16 protein-coding genes are annotated in these 19,956 nt (G+C 66.5%); 1 reads left to right on the top strand and 15 read right to left on the bottom strand.

Going from position 1 to position 19,956, the window contains the following annotated elements; genetic code table 11:
- Nucleotides 1-49 precede the first annotated feature (49 nt).
- From rpsS to ngcE, 9 genes are all read right to left on the bottom strand, one after another.
- Complete coding sequence (rpsS, locus tag ABD093_RS16530) at nt 50-331, bottom strand: 30S ribosomal protein S19 (RefSeq protein ID WP_096163286.1); 282 nt, start codon at nt 329-331, stop codon at nt 50-52.
- A gap of 18 nt (nt 332-349) precedes the next feature.
- A complete protein-coding gene (rplB, locus tag ABD093_RS16525; protein ID WP_193116792.1) occupies nt 350-1,186 on the bottom strand; it encodes a 50S ribosomal protein L2 in 837 nt (278 codons plus the stop codon).
- A gap of 46 nt (nt 1,187-1,232) precedes the next feature.
- Complete coding sequence (gene rplW, locus ABD093_RS16520) at nt 1,233-1,535, bottom strand: 50S ribosomal protein L23 (RefSeq protein ID WP_193116791.1); 303 nt, start codon at nt 1,533-1,535, stop codon at nt 1,233-1,235.
- The gene (rplD, locus tag ABD093_RS16515; RefSeq protein ID WP_193116790.1) at nt 1,532-2,461 is read right to left on the bottom strand and encodes a 50S ribosomal protein L4, sunset domain variant; all 930 of its coding nucleotides are present in this window, start codon (nt 2,459-2,461) and stop codon (nt 1,532-1,534) included. Before rplD ends, rplW begins: the two co-directional genes overlap by 4 nt.
- 5 nt (nt 2,462-2,466) lie before the next feature.
- Entirely contained in the window at nt 2,467-3,147 is a 681-nt protein-coding gene (rplC, locus tag ABD093_RS16510; protein ID WP_193116789.1) for a 50S ribosomal protein L3, read from the bottom strand.
- An 11-nt stretch (nt 3,148-3,158) separates the two neighbouring features.
- Entirely contained in the window at nt 3,159-3,467 is a 309-nt protein-coding gene (rpsJ, locus tag ABD093_RS16505) for a 30S ribosomal protein S10 (protein ID WP_087484116.1), read from the bottom strand.
- 492 nt (nt 3,468-3,959) lie between these two features.
- Entirely contained in the window at nt 3,960-4,904 is a 945-nt protein-coding gene (locus tag ABD093_RS16500) for a carbohydrate ABC transporter permease (protein WP_193116788.1), read from the bottom strand.
- On the bottom strand, nt 4,901-5,932 hold the full coding sequence (locus ABD093_RS16495) for a carbohydrate ABC transporter permease (RefSeq protein ID WP_226849813.1): 1,032 nt from the start codon (nt 5,930-5,932) through the stop codon (nt 4,901-4,903). Before ABD093_RS16495 ends, ABD093_RS16500 begins: the two co-directional genes overlap by 4 nt.
- Nucleotides 5,929-7,380 carry an N-acetylglucosamine/diacetylchitobiose ABC transporter substrate-binding protein gene (ngcE, locus tag ABD093_RS16490; protein WP_193116787.1) on the bottom strand — a complete coding sequence of 484 codons (1,452 nt, stop codon included), beginning with the start codon at nt 7,378-7,380 and terminating at the stop codon, nt 5,929-5,931. The genes ABD093_RS16495 and ngcE overlap by 4 nt, the downstream gene beginning before the upstream one ends.
- A 241-nt stretch (nt 7,381-7,621) precedes the next feature.
- Here ngcE and ABD093_RS16485 point away from each other — a divergent pair, with 241 nt between their 5' ends.
- The gene (locus ABD093_RS16485; RefSeq protein ID WP_226849812.1) at nt 7,622-8,677 is read left to right on the top strand and encodes a YflT domain-containing protein; all 1,056 of its coding nucleotides are present in this window, start codon (nt 7,622-7,624) and stop codon (nt 8,675-8,677) included.
- Nucleotides 8,678-9,181: 504 nt separating this feature from the next.
- Here ABD093_RS16485 and tuf read toward each other — a convergent pair.
- The 6 genes from tuf to ABD093_RS16455 all read right to left on the bottom strand — a co-directional run bounded on the left by tuf (nt 9,182) and on the right by ABD093_RS16455 (nt 19,911).
- Entirely contained in the window at nt 9,182-10,369 is a 1,188-nt protein-coding gene (gene tuf, locus ABD093_RS16480; protein ID WP_193116786.1) for an elongation factor Tu, read from the bottom strand.
- A 128-nt stretch (nt 10,370-10,497) separates the two neighbouring features.
- Nucleotides 10,498-12,645, bottom strand: a complete 2,148-nt coding sequence (fusA, locus tag ABD093_RS16475; protein WP_193116785.1) for an elongation factor G — start codon at nt 12,643-12,645, stop codon at nt 10,498-10,500.
- A 90-nt stretch (nt 12,646-12,735) separates the two neighbouring features.
- Nucleotides 12,736-13,206 carry a 30S ribosomal protein S7 gene (rpsG, locus tag ABD093_RS16470; RefSeq protein WP_193116784.1) on the bottom strand — a complete coding sequence of 157 codons (471 nt, stop codon included), beginning with the start codon at nt 13,204-13,206 and terminating at the stop codon, nt 12,736-12,738.
- A complete protein-coding gene (rpsL, locus tag ABD093_RS16465) occupies nt 13,206-13,580 on the bottom strand; it encodes a 30S ribosomal protein S12 (protein WP_193116783.1) in 375 nt (124 codons plus the stop codon). The genes rpsG and rpsL overlap by 1 nt, the downstream gene beginning before the upstream one ends.
- Nucleotides 13,581-14,201: 621 nt before the next feature.
- The gene (locus ABD093_RS16460) at nt 14,202-15,500 is read right to left on the bottom strand and encodes a resuscitation-promoting factor (protein ID WP_319021528.1); all 1,299 of its coding nucleotides are present in this window, start codon (nt 15,498-15,500) and stop codon (nt 14,202-14,204) included.
- 526 nt (nt 15,501-16,026) lie between these two features.
- Complete coding sequence (locus ABD093_RS16455) at nt 16,027-19,911, bottom strand: DNA-directed RNA polymerase subunit beta' (protein ID WP_193116782.1); 3,885 nt, start codon at nt 19,909-19,911, stop codon at nt 16,027-16,029.
- Nucleotides 19,912-19,956 lie beyond the last annotated feature (45 nt).

Below are 19,956 nucleotides of genomic sequence, written 5' to 3'. Positions count from 1 at the left end.
GTCCTGCTTTCTTCTGGGTGTCGGGACGTGCTGTCGTGCTGACCTCAGGTCAGCGGCGACGGCCCTTTCTGTCGTCCTTCTCGTGGCCCTTGAAAGTCCGCGTGGGAGCGAACTCGCCGAGCTTGTGGCCGACCATCGACTCGGTGATGAACACCGTGACGTGCTTGCGACCGTCGTGCACTGCGAAGGTGTGGCCGAGGAAGTCCGGTGTGACCACCGAACGACGCGACCAGGTCTTGATCAGATTCTTGGTGCCCTTCTCGTTCTGGACATCCACCTTCTTCTGAAGGTGGTCGTCCACGAAGGGGCCCTTGGCGATACTGCGAGGCATAGTTCCTGATTCTCCCTATCAGCGCTTCTTGCCGGACCGACGACGGCGCACGATGAGCTTGTCGCTCTCCTTGCCCGGTCGACGGGTACGGCCCTCGGGCTGACCCCAGGGCGACACCGGATGACGACCACCGGAGGTACGGCCTTCGCCGCCACCATGGGGGTGATCCACGGGGTTCATGACGACGCCACGCACGTGAGGGCGCTTGCCCTTCCAGCGCATGCGGCCGGCCTTGCCCCAGTTGATGTTGGACTGCTCGGCGTTGCCGACCTCGCCGATGGTCGCGCGGCAGCGCGCATCGACGTTGCGGATCTCGCCGGACGGCATGCGCAGCTGCGCATACGGACCTTCCTTGGCGACCAGCTGCACGGAGCTGCCGGCGCTTCGGGCGATCTTCGCGCCGCCACCGGGGCGGAGCTCGATCGCGTGGAGGACGGTACCGAGCGGGATGTTGCGCAGCGGCAGGTTGTTGCCGGGCTTGATGTCCGACCCTGCGCCGTTCTCGATCCAGTCGCCCTGACGCAGCTTGGCCGGGGCGAGGATGTACCGCTTCTCGCCGTCGACGTAGTGCAGCAGCGCGATGCGTGCGGTGCGGTTGGGGTCGTACTCGATGTGAGCGACCTTGGCGTTGACGCCGTCCTTGTCGTGGCGACGGAAGTCGATCACGCGGTAGGCACGCTTGTGGCCACCGCCCCGGTGACGGGACGTGATGCGACCGTTGTTGTTACGGCCGCCGGTCTTGGACAGCGGGCGGACCAGAGACTTCTCCGGCGTCGACCGGGTGACCTCGACGAAGTCGGCGCCACTCGAGAAACGACGACCGGGCGTGGTCGGCTTGCTCTTACGAATTGCCATGTGGGATTCCCTCAGACTCTCTTCGGCTCCTCGGATATCGGCCGCCTCAGGCGACCGACCCTCCGAAGATGTCGATGGCTCCGTCAGTCAGGGTGACGATGGCGCGCTTCGTATCGTTGCGCTTGCCGGTCCCGAAGCGCGTACGGCGCGACTTGCCCTGACGGTTGATCGTGTTCACCGAGGAGACCTTGACGTCGAAAATCGATTCGACGGCGATCTTGATCTCGGTCTTGTTGGCGCGGGCATCCACCAGGAAGGTGTACTTGCCGTTGTCCATCAGCCCGTAGCTCTTCTCGGAGACAACCGGGGCCAGCAGGACGTCGCGGGGATCCTTGTTCAGTGAGGTCACTTCGAGTCCTCCTCGTCCGTCGAGGACTCCTTGACCGCGTTCGCGAACCCGGCGGCCGTGGCGGCCTCCTCGGTCGCGAACCAGACCTCAGCCTTGGTACGTCCGTACCACGGGGAATCCTCGGTGTGGAACTTCATCGAATCCTGGTTGCCCTTGATGCTGAAGCCCTCGGGAGCGGAGCCGTCGGCCACGGGGGCCGCCGAACCTGCACCGTAGGGAGCATCGTCCACCGCAGCGGCCGGAGCGGCAGCAGCGGTCTTCGCCGTGGCGAAGGAGGAGGTGGGAAGAGCCAGGGTTGCCTGGGCCACGAAGTCCTCGAGCGCACCGGAGGTGAAGACCACGTCGTCGGAACGCATGACGTCGTAGGTGTTCACCTGGTCCGCGTACAGGACGTGGGTGGCAGGCAGGTTGCGCGAGCTGAGCGCGCCCAGATCGTCGTCACGACGCACGACGACCAGCAGGTGCCGGCGGTCGGAGACGTAGGACAGGGTGACGCGCGCGGCCTTGGTGGACGCGACATCCCCGGTGAGCAGGGACGAGACCACGTGGATACGACCGTTGCGGGCCCGATCCGAGAGGGCTCCGCGCAGGGCGGCGGCCTTCATCTTCTTCGGGGTGCGCTGGCTGTAGTCGCGCGGCACGGGACCGTGCACGACGCCACCACCGGCGAACTGCGGGGCGCGGAGGGAGCCCTGACGGGCACGACCGGTGCCCTTCTGCTTCCAGGGCTTCTTGCCGCCACCTCGCACCTCGGCGCGGGTCTTGGTCTTGTGGGTGCCCTGACGAGCGGCCGCCTGCTGGGCGACGACCACCTGGTGGATCAGGGGGACGCTGGTCTGCACGTCGAAGATCGACGCAGGCAGCTCGACGGTGCCGGACTTCTTACCGGCCGTATCGAGCACGTCGACAGTCAGATTCGCTGCCATCGGGCTCAGGCCTCCTTCGCGGGGCTCTTGACAGCCGAGCGGACGAGCACGAGGCCGCCCTTGGGGCCGGGAACGGCACCCTTGACGAGCACGAGGCCCTTCTCGACGTCGACCGCGTGAACGGTCAGGTTCTGGACACTGGTGCGGTCGCTGCCCATACGGCCAGCCATGCGCTGGCCCTTGAAGACGCGACCGGGGGTGGAGGCGCCACCGATGGAACCGGGCTTGCGGTGGTTGCGGTGCGCACCATGGGAGGCGCCGACACCGGCGAACCCGTGGCGCTTCATGACGCCCGCGGTGCCCTTGCCCTTGGAGGTGCCGACGACGTCGACCTTCTGGCCGGACTCGAAGACCGACGCGTCGATCTCCTGGCCCAGCGAGTAGTCAGCGGCGTTGCCGGTGCGCAGCTCGACGAGGTGACGGCGCGGGGTCACGCCGGCCTTCTCGAAGTGGCCGCGGAGCGGGCCCGACACCTTGCGCGGATCGATCTGCCCGTAGGCGATCTGCACGGCGTCGTAGCCGTCGGTCTCGATGGACCGGATCTGGGTCACGACGTTGGCACCGGTCTGCACGACGGTCACGGGAACGAGCTTTCCGTTCTCGTCCCAGACCTGGGTCATGCCGAGCTTGGTGCCGAGCACGCCGGACACCGGACGGGCCTTCTGGCCGGTCAGTTCGTTGCTCATGTCCACCTGCCTCAGAGCTTGATCTCGATATTGACATCCGCAGGCAGATCGAGGCGCATGAGCGAGTCCACAGCCTTGGGCGTGGGATCGACGATGTCGATCAGTCGCTTGTGCGTGCGCATCTCGAAATGCTCACGGGAGTCCTTGTACTTGTGGGGAGAACGGATCACACAGAACACGTTCTTCTCCGTCGGCAGCGGCACCGGGCCCACAACAGTCGCGCCCGCGCTGGTGACCGTGTCCACGATCTTGCGCGCAGAGGTGTCGATCACCTCGTGGTCGTACGACTTGAGCCGGATGCGGATCTTCTGTCCCGCCATGGCGTCCTGTCTCTCTTTCGTCTGGCATGGATACACCCGATCCCCGGTACCCGAGGACGGGCGTGTCGGCCTCTGCGGGGCACACGAGCCCAGCATTCGGCCGCCGAGAATCGGCTGGTTCTGCAACGTTCCCTCGTATCGATGCGCAATCTCTGCCAGGGGCAGAGTTCGCATCCTCGGGATGGACCTCATCCGGTGATCATTCGCCGCAGGTCGGAGACCCACGGAGAACGGAACCGGGCATGTCGGTCCGCGCAGACAACTCGTCTAGTCTGCCAGACACCCCACAGCCCCACAAGGGGAGGCCGGGTGCACCCGGTCACAGAACACAGCGGGGCCCGTCGTCACCACGGCTGGTCACTCTCCGCGCTGGAGCCTGCCCGGCCGGCCCCTGCGGGCGCGCATGGGCCTGCTGCGACCGGCACAGCCCCGCGCGACCCAGCACAGGCCCGCACCGGCCCCGGCACGCCTCGGCCCCCGGCACGCCTCGGGTCACTTGTTCGTGCTGGGACCGACGCCGCCCTGCAGCTGGCGCTGGAAGATCACGTAGACCACGATCACCGGGATCACGGTGATCACCACGGAGGCGAACATGCCTCCCCAGTCGACCTTGTAGCCCTGCTGCGCCTGCAGGTTCACGAGGCCCTGTGCCAGCACGTAGTTGCGTCGGTCGGTGTTGAGCACCAGCGGCAGCAGGTACTGGTTCCACAGGCCCAGGAAGTTGAAGATCGCGAGCGAGGCGAGGCCCGGCTTCGCCATCGGCAGCATCACCTGGAAGAAGGTGCGGAAGTCGCCGGCGCCGTCGATGGCCGCCGCCTCGCCGATCTCCTCCGGCAGGCTCGCGAAGAAGGAGTGCAGGAAGAACACCGTGAACGGGAGCGCGAAGGCGACATAGGACAGGGTCACGCCCACGAGCCCCATCCGTCCTTCGAGCAGGCCCATGTTCCGCAGCACGAAGAACAGCGGGACCACCGCGAGGAAGATCGGGAACGTGAGGCCGGCGACCATTCCGAAGTAGATCGCCCGGTTCCCGGGGAACCTGTACCGGGCCAGGATGTACGCGCACATCGCGCCCAGCAGCATCACGATGATCAGCGCGGAGCCGACCACGATCAGGGTGTTGGCGAAGTACTGCCCGATCTTGGCCTCGGTCCACGCCCGGGAGTAGTTCTCCAGCTGCGGCTCGGCCGGCAGCCCGAAGGGATCCGTGAGGATCTCCTGGGAGGTCTTGAACGATGTGTAGACGGTCCACAGCAGGGGCAGGATCACCAGGAGCGCCCAGATGCTCAGGATGATGTGGTGAAGAGCCGAGTAGCCCCGTCCCTCGCTGCTGCGCGGGGGCCGTGCGGAGCTCCCGCCGCGTCGTCGACCGGCGGCGGTGACGTCGGCCGGTCGGTCCGTGTGCTCGGCGCCGGGGCGCGTGGTGGTCGGGTTCATCGTTCGTCCTTCCGGGGCCGCCCGACGGTGATGACCACGACGGCCACCAGCATCGTCACGATCGCCATGAGCACTCCCATCGCGCTCGCCTCACCGAAGCGGCCGTCACGGAAGGCGGTCTGGTACAGGTGCAGGGACACGACCTTGGTGCTGTTGCCGGTCCCTCCGTTGGGTGTCATCACGGAGATGAAGGTGAAGGCGTCCAGGGCGAAGATGCCGATGTAGACCACGGCCGTGGAGATGTTGTCCCGCACCATGGGGGCGACGACCTGGACGGCGGTGCGCAGCCGGCCGGCGCCGTCGATGCGAGCCGCCTCGAGGACCTCGGAGGGGATCGACTTGATCGACGCGACGAACAGCACCATGTAGAAGCCGACGAAGGTCCAGATCATCGCGAAGGCCACCGCGGCCAGGGCGAAGCGCTGATCGCCGAGCCAGGCGTTGTGGATCTCGGGGACCGGGCCGAGCCCGAGCAGTCCGATGACCGCGTTCACGGCGCCCACCACGAGGTTGAGGAACCCGTTCAGCAGGCCACCGCCGGGGTGGTAAATGAAGTTGAACAGGATGCCCGTGATGACCGCCGGAACGGCATAGGGGAAGAAGCTGATGACGCGATAGAACCCCGCCCCGCGCACGCCGCGGACGCCGCCGTGGGTGCTGCCGCCGATGGTCACCATGACCGCCAGCGCGAAGGAGAGCGTGATCGTGATCGTGGGCAGCAGGACGAGCAGGATCAGGTTGTTGCGCAGCGACTTCCAGAAGACGGCGTCGCCGAAGATCCGCTCGTAGTTCTCCAGTCCGATGAAGTCCATCGACGGGCTGAGGCCCGACCAGTTCGTCAGCGAGTAGTAGAACGACTGCAGGAACGGCGAGACGACGAACATGAGGTAGACGACGAGCGGGAGCCCCAGGAACACCAGGAAGAACAGCATCCGCTCGAGGGAGGGCCGACGACGGCGGCGGCGCACGACCGGAGTGGTCGTGGCCGCCGCCTCGTCGTGCCCGACGAAGGTATCGGGAGAGGTCATGAACCAGCCTTGAACTTCGTGATCGAGTCGTCCTCCCGAACGGCGTCGATCATGGCCTGCTGCTCCTCGGCGAGGGTCGCGGAATCGATGTCGCCCTTGAGGAACTTCGTCCAGCTGGTGATCGAGTCGGCGCCCAGGCCGTACCAGTCGGAGAAGTTGTAGGTGAAGGTGTTCTCGCCTGCCGCGGTGATCATCGCGTTCACCGAGGCGAGCGCGGTGGAGCCGAACCCGTCCTCCGGCACGGTGTCCTTGATGACCGACGGCGCCTTGGTGAGCTCGGCGAAGTTCTTCGCCTGCTCCTTCGAGAGCATCACGCGCAGGAACTCGGCACCGCCCGAGGGGTTCTCGCCGCCGGAGGGCACGAAGTACTGCTCCGCCGCGGTGCCGTGGAAGGCCTCGTAGGGCATCGTGCTGTCGGGGAGGGACGGGACCGGCGCGCCGGTCATCGCATAGCCCTCGGGCGTGACGTCTGCCTGCTCGTTCTCGATCCAGGAGCCGGAGGGGTAGAACACCGACTTGCCCTGTACCCAGTTGGTCTGCGCATCGGTGTGCTTGATGCCCTCGCCGCCGGGCTCGAAGTAGCCGGCCTCGACGGCCGCAGCCATCGCGTCGAACGCCTGGACGACGGCGTCCTGGGAGAACGCGTCCTCCTCGAGGTTGTCGATCTTGGTGAGCACCTCGGGACCACCCAGCTTTGCGGCCATGGAGAGGGCCATCTCCTGGTAGTAGTTCGAGGCGTTCTGGCCGCCGTAGGAGAACAGGTAGCGCCCCTCCCCCTTGACCTCCTCGCCGAGGGTCATGAGGTCATCCCAGGTCTCCGGGACGGTCCAGCCCTTCTCCTCGAACTCCTTGGCGGAGTACCAGAGGGCGAAGACCGTGTAGACGTAGTTCATGCCGAGGAACGTGCCGTCGAACATGCCCGGGGAGGTGACGCCGGGCAGCAGGTTCTCCTCGATCGTCCCCTCGCCGTCGACCATCGGGGCGGCGAGGAGATCGCCGAGATCCGCGAGCTGGTCGATCAGCCCGTCGATCGAGAGCTTCTGGGCGCCGGAGTTGTCGAAGACATCCGGCGGGGTGCCGCCGGCGAACTGCGGCTGGAGGTCGGGCTGGATGTTGACGGTCGCGTCGACGGTGACCTTGGACTCCGGGTACAGCTCCTCATACTTCGCTCCGGCATCCTCGGCGTACTTGGTGCCATAGCCGCCGTCGAAGATCACGGCGTGCACAGGCAGGGTGCCGTCCACACCCAGCGGATTCTCCTCGGAGGTCTCCCCCTCGCCGGTGACGGAACCGCCACCCTCCTTCTCGTCCCCGCCGCCACCGCCACCGCCACCGGCGCAGGCGGCGAGCATCGAGGCGCCGGCGCCCGCTCCGGCGATCGCCAGGAAGTGGCGGCGTGACGCACCGATCCGCTCCAGCGGAGTCATGTCATCAGCAGAAGTGCCCATCAGATTCCTCTTTCGTCTTCATCGTCGAAAAGGCGGTGTCAACACTGACGTCGTCCCATCGGACGACTGCACATTCACCTTACGTGGCGGGCCCCTCGAAATCGGACACTTGACTGCCTCTATCGGTCACGAGTCGATGACGAGTGGTGGACGCCGAGGAGCATGTCCGTGCCAGACGACTCCCACGATTCGTCCGGCAGGTGCCCAGCCGATTCTGTGCCTGCTGGATTACGGTGACCCCATGACCCAGCCACGTCACCCCGCCTCGCCTCTGACCGCGCGCCTGTACGACCTGGAGTACCCGCGTTCGCTCGGCGTCTACAGCACGTACCAGGAGGTGCAGGCTGTCGTCGACACCCTGGCGGACAACCACTTCCCGGTGCAGAGCACGTTGATCGTCGGCACGGACCTCAAGCTCATGGAGCGGGTCACCGGACGGAAGTCCTGGGGCCGCGTCATCGGGCAGGGCGCGCTCTCGGGACTCTGGATGGGGTTGTTCCTGGGCCTGCTGCTGATGCTCATCGCCCCGAGCAACTTCATGGTCGTGCTGACGAGTGTGCTGCTGGGCATCGTGTTCTTCACGGTCTGGGCGGTCATCGGCTACGCGATGTCGGGCGGCAAACGGGACTTCACCTCAATGACCTCGACGATCCCGATGCAGTACGAGCTCCTGGTCGAGCACAAGCACGCCGACGAGGCTCGTCGTCTCCTCGTCGAGACCGGTGCCGCACCGGCTGTCACGCCGCACTCCCCCAGCACCCAGCTGCCGGGCCATGGGGCCCCCAGCGGCTATCCCGGTCCGTCGCAGCCCGGTTCCTCGCAGCCCGGTTCCTCGCAGCCCGGTTTCTCGCAGTCCGGCCCCTCGCAGCCGAACTCCTCGTACGGGACCCCGCCCACTCACGGAGGAAACTCGGTCCCGCAGTACGGATCGGCGCCCGTCGCTTCTCCGCCGTCTTCCGAGCGCCCGGACTCGCAGCGACCGTCGCGCCCCACCTACGGCAAGCCGATCGACTCCGCGCCGCAGCCCACCGCGAGCGATGCGTCCTCGCGCACGGGACGGCCCGCCTTCGGCCGTCCCGCCGGAACCGCTCTCTACGAGGGATCGCCCGCCGCAGCAGAGCCGCAACGTCCTGTTGCGGAGCAGGCCCACGGATCGCAGGCTTACGGATCACAGCCATCGGGTTCCCCGTCGGCCGCGGATCATGATCGTCCGGGCTTCGGCTACTCCTACCCGGAACGTCCGAAGCAGCCTGAGCAGTCCGGAGATGATCAGAACTCCGAGGGCGAGTCCCGATGAACTGCCCCACCGGGCAGCCGTCCCAGCTGGCATCAGAGATGTCTGACTGCTGCAACGTCTGACATCGACATCGACTGACACCAGCAGAGGCTGACACCGACAGACTCTGTCACCAGCAGGGGATGTCATCGGCAGAGACCCAGACCGGCACCGGCTGGACAGACAAGGCCCCGTCCGCTCATGGAGCGGACGGGGCCTTTCGTGTCGCCGGGCTCTGCAGCGCTGCACCACTTGCGCGCGTGCGACCTGTCCTGCCCGTCCTGCTCGTCCTGACGTAGCGCGATCGACTCGTGCTGTCCGGGTCAGTCCGGCCCTGCCCTCACAAAGCGGAAGCAGACGGTCCCGCACCTGCCCTCTCGGCCCAGGAACACGAGGTCCTGCACCTGCGCTCTCCGTCCGGGAACAGACGAAGGCCCCGACCCGGTGAACCCGGGTCGGGGCCTTCTGGCTGCTCAGCGTCCGCTCAGCGAACGCCTCACCGCTGCGGGGTCGCCCCCGCTCAGATCACTTGATGATCTTGGTGACGCGGCCTGAGCCCACGGTGCGGCCACCCTCACGGATGGCGAAGCCGAGGCCCTCCTCCATGGCGATCGGCTGGATGAGCTCGACCGTCATCTCGGTGTTGTCGCCGGGCATGACCATCTCGGTGCCCTCGGGCAGCTCGATGACGCCGGTGACGTCGGTGGTCCGGAAGTAGAACTGCGGACGGTAGTTCGAGTAGAACGGGTTGTGACGGCCACCCTCGTCCTTGGACAGGATGTAGACCTGGCCCTCGAAGTTCGTGTGCGGGGTGATGGTGCCGGGCTTGGCCACGACCTGGCCGCGCTCGACGTCCTCACGCTTGGTGCCACGAAGGAGGAGGCCGCAGTTCTCGCCGGCCCACGCCTCGTCCATCTGCTTGTGGAACATCTCGATGCCCGTGACGATCGTCTTCTGGGGCGCACGGATGCCGAGGATCTCGATCTCCGAGTTGATCGCGAGCTTGCCGCGGTCGACCTTACCGGTGACGACGGTGCCACGACCCTGGATCGTGAAGACGTCCTCGATCGGCATGAGGAAGGGCTGGTCGAGATCGCGGACGGGGTCCGGGATCTTCTCGTCCACAGCCTCCATGAGCTCTTCGATCTTCTTGACCCACTTCTCATCGCCCTCGAGGGCCTTGAGAGCGGAGACCTGGATGACGGGTGCATCCTCGTCGAAGCCCTGAGCGCCCAGCATCTCGCGGACCTCCATCTCGACGAGCTCGAGGATTTCCTCGTCGTCGACCATGTCGGACTTGTTGAGAGCTGCGAGCAGGTACGGAACGCCGACCTGCTTGGCGAGCAGGACGTGCTCGCGGGTCTGAGCCATCGGGCCGTCGGTGGCGGCGACCACGAGGATCGCGCCGTCCATCTGAGCCGCGCCGGTGATCATGTTCTTGACGTAGTCGGCGTGACCGGGGGCATCGACGTGCGCGTAGTGGCGCTTGTCGGTCTCATACTCGATGTGCGAGACGTTGATCGTGATGCCGCGCTGCTTCTCCTCGGGCGCGTTATCGATCGTGTCGAAGTCGCGCTTCTGGTTGATCTCGGGGAACTTGTCGTACAGAACCTTCGAGATCGCGGCGCTCAGCGTCGTCTTGCCATGGTCGACGTGACCGATGGTGCCGATGTTGACGTGCGGCTTGGTCCGCTCGAACTTGGCCTTGGCCATGATGGTGTCCTCCTAGGACTTCTAATCGTGGTACTTCTTGGATCGGGATCGGATCCCCTCCCGAGTGGGAAGGTGGCCGATGGAGAAGTGGGGGAACAGGAGAAGGATCCTACCTGCTCCCCCGTGTCTCACTCGCCCCGGGTCTTGGCGACGATCTCCTCAGCGATGCTGGAGGGGACCTCCGCGTAGCTGTCGAACTGCATCGTGTACATCGCGCGACCCTGGGTCTTGGACCGCAGGTCGCCGACGTACCCGAACATCTCGGACAGCGGGACGAGAGCACGGACGATCTTCGCTCCGCTCGCGTCCTCCATCGACTGGACCTGACCGCGCCGCGAGTTCAGATCGCCGATGACATCTCCCATGTAGTCCTCCGGCGTACGGACCTCGACGTCCATGAGCGGCTCGAGGATGACCGGCTGCGCCTTGCGCAGGGCTTCCTTGGCCGCCATGGAGCCGGCGATCTTGAACGCCATCTCCGAGGAGTCGACATCGTGGTAGGCGCCGTCAAGCAGCGAGGCCTTGACGTTGACCACCGGGTATCCGGCGAGGATGCCGGACTGCAGAGCAGTCTGGATGCCCGCGTCCACGCTCGGGATGTACTCGCGCGGGATACGGCCGCCGGTGACCTTGTTCTCGAACTCGTAGAACACGCCGTCCTCGGCGTCGGTCAGCGGACCGAAGGTGACCTGGATCTTCGCGAACTGGCCGGAGCCACCGGTCTGCTTCTTGTGGGTGAAGTCGTACTTCTCCACAGTCCGCTTGATCGTCTCGCGGTAGGCGACCTGGGGCTTGCCGATGTTGGCCTCGACGTTGAACTCGCGACGCATACGGTCCACGAGGATGTCGAGGTGCAGCTCGCCCATGCCCTTGATGACGGTCTGACCGGTCTCCTCGTCGAACTCGACCTGGAAGGTCGGGTCCTCCTTGGCGAGCTTCTGGATGGCGACACCCAGCTTCTCCTGGTCGCTCTTGGTCTTCGGCTCGATGGCCACCGAGATGACGGGCTCCGGGAAGCTCATGGACTCCAGCTGAACCGGGTTCGCCGGATCAGCGAGCGTATCGCCCGTTGTGGTGTCCTTGAGGCCGATGAACGCGTAGATGTGGCCCGCGAAGGCCTCATCCACCGGGTTCTCCTTGTTGGAGTGCATCTGGAACAGCTTGCCGACGCGCTCCTTCTTGCCGGTCGTGACGTTCAGGATCTGATCGCCCTGCTTCACCTGACCGGAATAGACGCGCACGTAGGTCAGCGACCCGAAGAACGCGTGCGCGGCGACCTTGAAGGCGAGCGCCGAGAAGGGCTCGTCCCAATCGGGCTTGCGGATGATCTCCGTCTCCTCGTCGCCCGGCTTGTGACCCACCATCGGGGGCACATCGAGGGGCGAGGGGAGGTAGTCGACGACACCGTCGAGCATGAGCTGGACGCCCTTGTTCTTGAAGGCGGTGCCGCAGAAGACCGGGTAGGCCTCGGAGTTGACGGTCAGTGCACGGATGCCGCTCTTGAGCTGCTCGAGGGTGAGGTCACCCTCCTCGAGGTAGGCCTCCATGAGCTCCTCGGAGCTCTCGGCGACATCCTCGACCAGCTTGGAGCGGTACTCGTCGACCGTGTCCTGGAGGTCAGCGGGGATCGGGATCTCCCGCTGCCACTGACCCAGGGACGGATCGCCCTTCTTCGAGTTGATCGCCGGCATGTCCTCTTCGAGGGTCTCGGGCCATTCGAAGGCCTTCATCTCGACGAGGTCGATGATGCCGTTGAACTCGTGCTCTGCACCGATCGGGATCTGCATGACCAGCGGCTTCGCGCCGAGACGATCCTCGATGGTCTTCACGGTGAAGAAGAAGTCAGCGCCCAGCTTGTCCATCTTGTTGACGAAGCAGATGCGGGGCACGTCGTACTTGTCGGCCTGGCGCCAGACGGTCTCCGACTGGGGCTCCACGCCCTCCTTGCCGTCGAACACCGCGACAGCACCATCGAGCACGCGCAGCGAGCGCTCCACCTCGACGGTGAAGTCGACGTGGCCGGGGGTGTCGATGATGTTGATCTGGCTGTCGTGCCAGTAGCAGGTCGTCGCGGCGGACGTGATGGTGATGCCGCGCTCCTTCTCCTGCTCCATCCAGTCCATGGTGCCGGCGCCATCATGGGTCTCGCCCATCTTGTAGTTCACGCCGGTGTAGAAGAGGATGCGCTCGGTCGTCGTGGTTTTGCCGGCATCGATGTGAGCCATGATGCCGATATTGCGGACCTTGTTCAGATCGCTGAGCACTGCAAGTGCCACTGGCTTGTGCCTTTCTGGAGAACGGGAGCTGGTCGAGGTGCCGGAGGGCGGTCGGTGGGGCCTGCCCAGAAGGGAAGGCCCCACCGGAACTCACCAGCGGTAGTGCGCGAAGGCCCGGTTGGACTCGGCCATCTTGTGGGTGTCCTCGCGGCGCTTCACAGCGGCACCGAGGCCGTTGGAGGCGTCGAGGATCTCGTTCATCAGACGCTCGGTCATCGTGTTCTCGCGGCGGGCGCGCGAGTAGCTGACCAGCCAGCGCAGTGCCAGGGTGGTGGCACGGCCGGGCTTGACCTCGATCGGGACCTGGTAGGTCGCGCCGCCGACTCGGCGGGAGCGGACCTCGAGGCTCGGACGGATGTTGTCCAGTGCCTTCTTCAGGGTGACGACCGGATCCTGGCTGTTCTTCTCACGGGCGCCCTCGAGCGCGCCGTAGACGATGCCTTCGGCGACGGTCTTCTTGCCGTCGAGGAGGATCTTGTTGATGAGCTGCGTGACGATCGGCGAGCCGAAGACGGGGTCGACGGCCAGCGGGCGCTTGGGAGCGGGGCCCTTACGAGGCATTACTTCTTCTCCTTCTTGGCGCCATAGAGCGAACGAGCCTGCTTGCGGCCCTTCACGGACTGGGTGTCGAGTGCGCCTCGGACGATCTTGTAGCGCACACCGGGGAGGTCCTTCACACGACCGCCGCGGACCAGCACGATCGAGTGCTCCTGGAGGTTGTGGCCCTCGCCGGGGATGTACGCGGTGACCTCGACGCCGGTGGAGAGGCGAACACGCGCGATCTTGCGCAGCGCGGAGTTCGGCTTCTTGGGGGTCTGGGTGTAGACGCGCGTGCAGACACCACGGCGCTGGGGCGAACCCTTGAGCGCGGGCGTCTTGGAGGAGGACGACCGAGCGTCCCGCCCCTTGCGCACCAACTGCTGAATAGTGGGCACAGCTTCTCTTCCTGTTCAGCCACCGGAGCTGTTGGCTCCGACGGATCAACTTCTTCGACCGCTCTCGCGGCCGGCGACCCGATGCACCGTCCCCATAGCCCGGGGAACGTCGGCGGATCGACCCGCCCGTCAGGTGATGGCACCTGCCGGGCGTCCAGGAGGACCGTGATCGGTGCCCGTGGTCGGGGCCGGGCATGGCCACCGGATCCACATTCGGGCACGCCGCAAGGATCCGCTCCTCGCGGGGGACGCCGTCCGCACCCGCCCCGGAGGGCTTCTGCAGATCTTGTCCCGAGTCACGACCAGAGGGCACTCCGGACGCACTCGCAGTCTACTGACGGCTGTGGTACCCGGTCAAAGCTTCTCCCGCGTTCCGACGCAGATCACATGTCGCTCTGTGACGTGCGGGACGTCGCGGAGCTCCCCCACGACCCTCCTGGGGCACTCGCCGGGCACTGGCCGGGCACTCGCACAGGCGCCCCAGTGCCGTCGCGCGCCTGGCCAGAGCCCTCTTACCACGACGCGAGCGCGCCGCGGACATCCGCGACGCGCTCGGCGCACTGCTGCGACGGGAGGTCAGCGCCCCGTGGGACGCGCCGTCGCCGGTGAGGTGAGCTCCGCTCAGCGGATGCCGAGCTGCGAGGTGCAGGAGGGCCAGGCGCCCCAGCCCTGCCCGGCCTGGACCTTCTTGCCGATCGAGATCTGCTGCTCGCGGCTGGCCTGATGCGCCACCGGAGCGTACTGGCCACCGCCGAAGGCGAGCCAGGTCGACTTGGTGAACTGGAGACCGCCGGAGAACCCGTTGCCCGTGTTGATGGACCAGTTGCCACCGGACTCGCACTGGGCGAGACGGTCCCACACGGAGCCACCGGAGACCGACGGCGCACTGGGCGCAGGCTTCTCCTCCGGGGCGGACTCGCGCTCGGAGCTGCGCGAGCTGCTCTCGTTCTGCGTGCTCTTCTTCTCGGTCTTCTTCTCGCTGGGCTTCTCGTTGGTCTTCTGCGAAGGAGCCTGCTCGGACTCCGAGGAGGACGACGACTCCGCCTTCGTCTCGGGCTCCGGCTCGGGTGCCGGCTCAGGCTCCGGGGCAGGCTTGGTCCCCTTGGTGATGACCTCGGTGACCGGCTTCTCGGCGACCTTCTCCGAGACCAGCTCGGACTCGGTGACCTCGCCGTCGACGGTCTTCTCCGCGAAGACCCTCTCCGTCGTGCCCTTCTTGCCCTCGGTGGTGGTCTTCGTGGTGCCCTCGAGCAGCTCGTCGTCCTCGACGGTCTTCGTCTCGAACGGGACCTCGACGGTCTCGGTGCGCTCGGCCTCGCGGACACGCTTGATGGTGATGGTCGCGCCGTCCTCGAGGATCGAGTCGCGGTCGACGGACGCCTTGTCGGTGTCCTCGATGTCTCCGAGCACCTTCTTCATCGCGTCGTCGACGGTCAGCGCGGTCACCTCGAAGGTGTCCTGCCCCTTCTGTCCCACGAAGGTGACGGTCTTGCGGGTGACCACGTCGACCTGCGCGGCCTCCGCGCTGAGCTCGGTGTCGAGAGCAGGCGTCACGCTGGCACCCTCGGCCTTGTAGTCGATGTCCTCCAGCGCGTCGGCGACCGTGTCACCACTGGTGAGGACCTCCTGGTCAGCGCCGTCGACGGTGACCGTCACCGGGGTGCGGTGGATGATCTGGATGTCGAGACCGTCGGTGACCTGCTCCCCGAGATCGGGGACCACCAGGTCCGTGTCCTTGAGCTCGACGCCCTGGGCCTCGAGCAGCTCTGCGACGGTGGGCTGCGAGAAGGTACGGACCATCGTCTGCTGGCCGTACACCGTCAGGGCCGCCTCGTTGGACATGGCGAAGGCCGTGCCGCCGCCTCCTACACCGACGACGCACACTGCTGCAGCCGCGATGATCCACGGGGTCTTCTTCACTGTTCCACCTATTCTTCTGCCGCCGACCGGCAGGGCCATCCATCCCTGAGCACGAGTGCCCCGGAAACGGGGCCCAGCGTCCCGGTGCGGGCGCGCGTCCGGGACCGGAGCGCAGCAGGGAAGACCGCACAGGAATGCCAGATGCCATCCTTTCGCGGGATCTCCAGGAGGTGAAGGGCTACGACAAGACCTTGGGGGCATACCCGCGAGGTCTTTACCCTCCCGTGAACATCCGGGTCGGTCAGGTCACCCCGACGGGCCCTCGAGGCCCCGATCGTGGCGGCCACCACGGGCGTGGATCACGGAGTCAGATCACAGAGGCTGAGGCCGAGGTGGCCATGGCACGCCACGACACAGAGCCCGAGGACGCGGCGACCAGCTGCCCGCACGGCAGACCTCCCCGCGGCTCTCGCCCGGCCTCCCCCGCACAGCACGACGAGGGGCGGCCCCACCGACGTGGGACCGCCCCTCATGGCGTGCATGCCGCGCCGACGCTCAGAGCGCGGGCGACGGGACGCTCAGCGACTCAGCGGAAGTCCGTTCGGAACGGATCGGCGTAGTCGATGTCGTCCAGGTTGACCGCACCGGTCTGGCCGAAGCCGGAGAAGTCCAGCTCGTCGTAGCCGGGCACCTGGTACATCTGCGCCTTCGCCTCGTCGGTGGGCTCGACCGCGATGCGACGGAAACGGGACAGGCCCGTACCGGCCGGGATGAGCTTACCGATGATGACGTTCTCCTTGAGCCCCATGAGCTGATCGCTCTTGCGGTTCAGGGCGGCCTCGGTGAGCACGCGGGTGGTCTCCTGGAAGGAGGCCGCCGACAGCCATGAATCGGTCGCGAGGGACGCCTTGGTGATGCCCATGAGCTCGGGACGACCCGAGGCCGGCTGCCCGCCCTCGGAGAGGACACGTCGGTTCTCCCGCTCGAAGGACACGCGCTCGGCGAAGTCGCCGGGCAGCAGGTCGGTGTCGCCGGACTCGATGATCGTCACGCGACGCAGCATCTGCCGCACGATGACCTCGATGTGCTTGGCGTGGATGTCCACACCCTGGCTGATGTACACCTTCTGCACCTCGTCCACCAGGTGCTGCTGCACCTTGCGGGGGCCGAGGATCCGCAGAACCTGCTTCGGATCCACCGAGCCCTGGGTCAGCTGCTGGCCGACCTCGATGTGCTCGCCGGCCGAGACCAGGAGGGTCACGCGCTTGGACACCGTGTAGACGACCGGCTCGGAGCCGTCGTCAGGGGTGACCGTGAGGCGGCGCTGCTTGTCGTTCTCCTCGATCTCCACGCGACCGGCGAACTCCGAGATCGGCGCGAAGCCGGCCGGGGTACGGGCCTCGAAGAGCTCCTGGATACGGGGCAGCCCGTGCGTGATGTCGCCGTCCGCGCTCGCCACACCACCGGAGTGGAAGGTACGCATGGTCAGCTGAGTACCGGGCTCACCGATCGACTGGGCCGCGACGATGCCGACGGCCTCACCGATGTCGACGAGCTGGCCGGTCGCGAGCGAACGGCCGTAGCAGTGGACACAGGTGCCGACCGCAGAGTCACAGGTCAGCACGGAGCGGATCTTCACCTCGCGCACACCGGCCTCGACGAGCTGCTCGATGAGCACATCGCCCAGCTCCGAACCGGCCGGGGCCGCCTCGGTGCCGTCGGCGCCGACCGCCGCGGTGGCCAGGACGCGCCCGTACACCGTGGACTCCGCGTGCTCGTGGGGACGCAGCACGCCGCCCTCCTCGACCGCGACCGGAAGGACGAGCCCCTTCGTCGTGCCGCAGTTCTCCTCGCGGACGATGACGTCCTGGGAGACGTCGACCAGACGACGGGTCAGGTAGCCCGACTGAGCGGTCTTCAGCGCGGTATCCGCGAGGCCCTTGCGGGACCCGTGCGACGCGATGAAGTACTCCAGGACCGAGAGCCCCTCCTTGTAGTTGGAGAGGATCGGACGGGCGATGATCTCGCCCTTCGGGTTGGTCACCAGACCACGCATACCGGCGATCTGACGGACCTGCATCCAGTTGCCTCGGGCGCCCGAGTCCACCATCCGGTAGATGGTGTTCGTCGAGTCGAAGTTCGCCCGCATGGCCAGGTCGACCTCGTTGGTCGCCTCGGTCCAGATGTCGATCTGCTCCATGTTGCGCTCGTGCTCGGAGATGAGTCCGAGGTCGCGGTTCTCCTGGACCTGTGCGGCCCTGGCCTCGAAGCGCGCGATGATCTCCGGCTTGTTCGGAGGGGTCACGACGTCGGACAGCGCGAAGGACGCACCCGAGCGGGTGGACCACGAGAAGCCATAGGACTTCAGCGCGTCCAGCGACGCGGCGACCTGGCCCTTGTCGTAACGCTCCGCGAGCGTGTTGACGATCCCGCCCAGGCGCTTCTTGCCGACCTGTCCCTGGACGTACGGGAAGTCGGGCGGCAGCGTCTCGTTGAAGTAGACGGTGCCCAGGGTGGTGCTGAGGGTGATCGGGTCACCCTCGGTCCAGCCCTCCGGGGCCTCCCAGTCGCTCGGCGGCACGATGTCCGTGAAACGGATGCTCACCGGAGCGTTGAGATCGAGCTCTCCGCGGTCGAAGGCCATGATGGCTTCCGCCTCGGAGGCGAAGGTGCGGCCCTTGCCGGCGACATCCTCGCGCACCGTCGTGAGGTGGTACAGACCGATGATCATGTCCTGTGCGGGCATGGTCACGGGGCGACCGTCGGACGGCTTGAGGATGTTGTTGCTGGACAGCATCAGGATGCGTGCCTCGGCCTGCGCCTCGGCCGAGAGCGGCAGGTGCACAGCCATCTGGTCGCCGTCGAAGTCCGCGTTGAACGCGGCGCAGACGAGCGGGTGCAGGTGGATGGCCTTGCCCTCGACGAGCTGCGGCTCGAACGCCTGGATGCCCAGACGGTGCAGCGTGGGCGCACGGTTCAGCAGCACGGGGTGCTCGGTGATGACCTCTTCGAGGACGTCCCACACCTCGGGGCGCGCACGCTCGACCATCCGCTTGGCGGCCTTGACGTTCTGCGCATGCGAGAGCTCGACCAGGCGCTTCATCACGAAGGGCTTGAACAGCTCCAGCGCCATGCCCTTGGGCAGGCCGCACTGGTGCAGACGCAGCTGCGGGCCGTTGACGATGACGGAGCGGGCGGAGTAGTCCACGCGCTTGCCGAGCAGGTTCTGACGGAAACGACCCTGCTTGCCCTTGAGCATGTCGGACAGCGACTTCAGCGGGCGGTTGCCCGGTCCGGTGACCGGACGGCCCCGTCGGCCGTTGTCGAACAGCGAGTCGACCGACTCCTGCAGCATGCGCTTCTCGTTGTTCACGATGATCTCGGGCGCACCGAGATCGAGCAGCCGCTTGAGACGGTTGTTGCGGTTGATCACGCGACGGTACAGGTCGTTGAGGTCGGAGGTCGCGAAGCGGCCGCCGTCCAGCTGCACCATCGGACGCAGATCCGGGGGGATGACCGGGACGCAGTCCAGGACCATGCCCGCGGGCGAGTTCGTGGTGGACCGGAAGGCCGAGACGACCTTGAGGCGCTTGAGGGCACGGGCCTTCTTCTGGCCCTTGCCGGTCGCGATGATCTCACGCAGCGTGACCGCCTCGGCGTCGAGATCGAAGTCCAGCAGACGACGCTGCAGCGCCTCGGCGCCCATGCCGCCCTCGAAGTACGTGCCGTAGCGGAGCTTCATCGCGCGGTAGAGCTGCTCATCGCCCTCGAGGTCTGCGACCTTGAGCGTCTTGAAGCGGTCCCACACACGGGTGACGCGATCGATCTCGGCGTCGTACTTCTTGCGGATCTGTGCCTGCTCGCGCTCGGAGGAGTCGCGGACCTTGCGCTTCGCGTCGGCCTTGGCACCTTCCTCCTCGAGCTGGGCGAGGTCCTTCTCGGCGGAGATGGCGCGCTGGTTCAGCGCGGCGTCCCGCTCGCTGGCGAGCTCCTTGGTCTCCAGGTCGAAACGCGCCTGGAGATCAGGCATGTCCTCGTGGCGAGCCTGCTCGTCCACCGAGGTGATCATGTACGCGGCGAAGTAGATGATCTTCTCGAGATCCTTCGGCGCGAGGTCCAGCAGGTAGCCGAGACGGCTCGGCACGCCCTTGAAGTACCAGATGTGGGTGACGGGAGCGGCGAGCTCCACGTGGCCCATGCGCTCACGACGCACGGAGGACTTGGTGACCTCCACGCCGCAGCGCTCGCAGATGATGCCCTTGAAGCGCACGCGCTTGTACTTGCCGCAGTAGCACTCCCAGTCCCGGGTGGGGCCGAAGATGCGCTCGCAGAAGAGGCCGTCCATCTCGGGCTTGAGGGTGCGGTAGTTGATGGTCTCCGGCTTCTTGACCTCGCCGTGGGACCAGCCGCGGATGTCGTCGGCGGTCGCCAGGCCGATGCGCAGCTCGTCGAAGGTATTGACGTCGATCACAGGTGTCCTTCTCTCGATCGGAAGAGTGGTGTCTGAGGGAACGGG

This window comes from Brachybacterium tyrofermentans (assembly GCF_039526165.1).
GTDB classification, from domain to species: domain Bacteria; phylum Actinomycetota; class Actinomycetes; order Actinomycetales; family Dermabacteraceae; genus Brachybacterium; species Brachybacterium tyrofermentans.
The sequence above is the reverse complement of the archived record's forward strand: the minus strand, read 5'-3'. Positions and strand labels throughout refer to the sequence as shown.